Origin of the sequence: Chamaesiphon sp. VAR_69_metabat_338, from assembly GCF_031423935.1 — a bacterium.
Classification (GTDB): domain Bacteria; phylum Cyanobacteriota; class Cyanobacteriia; order Cyanobacteriales; family Chamaesiphonaceae; genus Chamaesiphon.
The window spans coordinates 1-2,805 of record NZ_JANPGM010000080.1; the positions used below are offsets into that span (position 1 = coordinate 1).

The 2,805-nt window shown below is 41.2% G+C and carries 3 protein-coding genes and 2 pseudogenes; 3 read left to right on the forward strand and 2 right to left on the reverse strand.

Annotated elements, in window-relative coordinates:
- Both RMO84_RS02350 and RMO84_RS02355 read left to right on the forward strand, forming a co-directional pair.
- Window positions 1–497, forward strand: a pseudogene (locus tag RMO84_RS02350) (hypothetical protein); the annotation flags it as partial.
- A gap of 10 nt (window positions 498–507) precedes the next feature.
- Entirely contained in the window at window positions 508–1,032 is a 525-nt protein-coding gene (locus RMO84_RS02355) for a hypothetical protein (protein ID WP_310486850.1), read from the forward strand.
- Between the two features lie 387 nt (window positions 1,033–1,419).
- Here the strand turns inward: RMO84_RS02355 and RMO84_RS02360 are convergent, their stop codons facing one another.
- Window positions 1,420–2,265: an Rpn family recombination-promoting nuclease/putative transposase gene (locus RMO84_RS02360; RefSeq protein WP_310486851.1), complete on the reverse strand. Its 846-nt coding sequence runs from the start codon at window positions 2,263–2,265 to the stop codon at window positions 1,420–1,422.
- Between the two features lie 33 nt (window positions 2,266–2,298).
- The gene (locus tag RMO84_RS02365) at window positions 2,299–2,580 is read right to left on the reverse strand and encodes a hypothetical protein (RefSeq protein ID WP_310486852.1); all 282 of its coding nucleotides are present in this window, start codon (window positions 2,578–2,580) and stop codon (window positions 2,299–2,301) included.
- Window positions 2,581–2,589: 9 nt separating this feature from the next.
- Here RMO84_RS02365 and RMO84_RS21260 point away from each other — a divergent pair.
- Window positions 2,590–2,805: pseudogene (locus RMO84_RS21260) on the forward strand (hypothetical protein); the annotation flags it as partial.

Consider the following 2,805-nt stretch of genomic DNA (forward strand, 5'->3'; position numbering starts at 1 on the left):
GGAATAATGCTGGTGGTGCGCTGGTTTTGGCTAATACTGCTAGTAGTGAGATCGTTCAGGCCACTCAATTAACTTCTGGTGGCACTAAGATCCTTCCTTCAAATATCGCAGAAGAAACTTCTATCGTTTTTCGGGTACAAGGTGGCATCCCACCAGCAGCTAGTCGGCATCATGTCAAGTTTAAATCAGATGGAAGCATTAGCATCAGCAATACCACTGTTAATATAAGTATTGGTGATTTAAAACATGCTCAACACTTTTTAAAATTGAGGCCAGGGGGTAAAATATATTCGTTTGAAATACCCAAATGGATGGATGACTTTATTGAAGCTGAAAAAATCCCACAATTTGGTGCCAAGGATAATCTTAAAAGTAGCAAGTTGTATCCACAAGAAGTTGATATAACAACACCAGGTCGATCCTATCAATTGCCACCTGTATGGGCTAAGTGGCTAGAAGAAACTGCTATAAACGGCACAGGTAAAATCACGGAATAGGAAAAATTAAATGGAAGATTTATCTTTAGTTGTCGTGGTTATTCGCTTTGATGGTAAAATTAGATGGTTTCGTAGCGATCGAGACTTTTGGGTCTTAGATCAAGAAAAATGGCGAGATGAATTCGTCCAGGCAGGTCATGATGTCCCAGAATTTAAAGATGGAGATAGATTTGGCATTCGTATAGTTAATCATGATACAAAACAAAGATTTATACGCTCAATTTCTGAATTTGAGATTAATAAAGATGAATTGAGTATAGATTTAGCAAAGAGATTCTCAACAGCTAGTTCATGGTGGGATGTTGAAGATTTGTTTCCAATCTTATTTGTAGACTTTGACAACTCACATGTAGGTGCTTTTTATTATGAAGGCACACCGATGGAGCGATATATTCCTGATGGGTGGACAGGCGAATTTATAGATTTTGCTAATGAATATCCAGAAGATATTTTTCCTGTTGAAGACAAATTCTGGATAAAGGAAGGTTCCGATTTACTACAACTTCTAAATGAAAGAGGCTCTCAGCTAGAGTAGCTAAAAAAAGTAGGGTGGGTAGAACCTTATACGCAGATAGAAAGAATTAGGGTGTGCAAATTCCCACAGATAAGTCTGTGCCGAGTAAAAACTTTTGCTTGTTATCTCGATCTGCGCCGATTATGATATTCGATCGAGTCTACAAATTGGATGGGATATCTTTGTAATCGATCGACCTAATGTGGATTGCTACTAACTGGTTCGATCGTCAAAAGTTCAGATCGATTGCTCATGCTGGATGATTCGATCGTTATTTGGATCGGTCTAATTCTACTATTTTGATGACTCGATCGTTAGGATCGATCGTGATTATTTAGCTCGATAGTCGATTGAAATAATAGATCGCAAAGCAATAAAAATTGATAGCGATCGATTATTAGTCGATTGCTAATTCTGACTCAACCAAACTTCTAAATCAGTCGTCGAATTAAAATCTAATAAAGCCTCACCGAGAGATTCTACTCGATCGATCGAGAGCGCAGAAACCTGTGCTTGAAATTGTGACGAGAGATCCCCTAATTTACGATTTAGCAGCTTGATTACTAATGCTCTTTCCCGCTGTAATCCAATTTCTCGTTCCTCAGCCTTACCCTCGACTTTGCCCTCCGCCTTGGCTTCCTGATAAACTCGCGTTTGTTGTAACTCAATCCCCAGCATCACATTCACCTCATCACGACTTAATGAATTAAACTTATAAACGACGATCTTGGTAATCATTTCAATTATATCTCGGTCGCCACCAGAACGCTCGATCGCCGATCTAGCTTCAGTTTTAGCCTCATCTCCCTCCAACGTCGTCAATACCATCAATCCCACGCCCATCGGCAATTCCCCAATCGCACCCAACTCATCTAGATACACCCGCAAGATGCGTCCGCTAGCTAATAACTCGCGGACTGTGACAGTATTAGATTGCTCGATACTTCTGGTTGGGTAAATAACCACCGCTTGCCAATCAGAGATGCGCTCGCGATTGCGATAAACATAAATGCCAATCTCCGCCAACATCCGCTCGTAAAGCATCTCATCCTTTTGGAACTGCGCCTCACTGAAATAGATCGTTCCCGAAACATCTGGCGGTAAAAACACCCCATCCAGCCGAAAGCCTGTTTCCTTTACCTCCACCGCTTCAAAAGTATATCGAGCGGCATTTTCTGGTGGCTGGGGTAACAGCTCAAATAACAAAGTTGGCGACTGCTGAAATAATTGATAGAAAATCGTATCGCGGCGCATAGATACAGATACATATTTATTAACATTTTATCATTAAATATCTCCCAAATAAATTAAGTTTTTGCCAATAATTCGATTGGATATCTCCATCATAATGTCGATCGATACCGTCAAATCCAAATAATCAACGCCAATAACATCACCACCAACACCAACATAACCACTACCAACATCATTCACTACCACTACACCTACGATCCTGGCAATCGACTGATTCTCACCACCGGCACCGACGGCAACAAGGCAGTTGAGTACGGCAAAGACAACCAAATTAACACCGTCACTACCACTACAGGTACTAACGAAGCCTATCAATTTGATACTCTGGGCAACCGCAGTACTTGGAGTACAGATCCGCTCGAATCGCGGCGATTACTCAATGATGGTACCTATCAGTATCGTTATGACGATGAGGGGAACCTCGCTGACAAAACCGATCTTGCTACAGGGAAGATAACTACCTACCAATGGGATTATCGCAACCGTCTGGTGAGTGTTACTAGCGATAGTCAAGTGATTGAATATCTCTATGACGCTCAA

Coding starts and splice junctions, on each gene's coding strand:
- RMO84_RS02355 (WP_310486850.1), top strand. CDS start 508: ATGGAAGATTTATCTTTAGTTGTCGTGGTTATTCGCTTTGATGGTAAA.
- RMO84_RS02360 (WP_310486851.1), bottom strand. CDS start 2,265: ATGCGCCGCGATACGATTTTCTATCAATTATTTCAGCAGTCGCCAACT.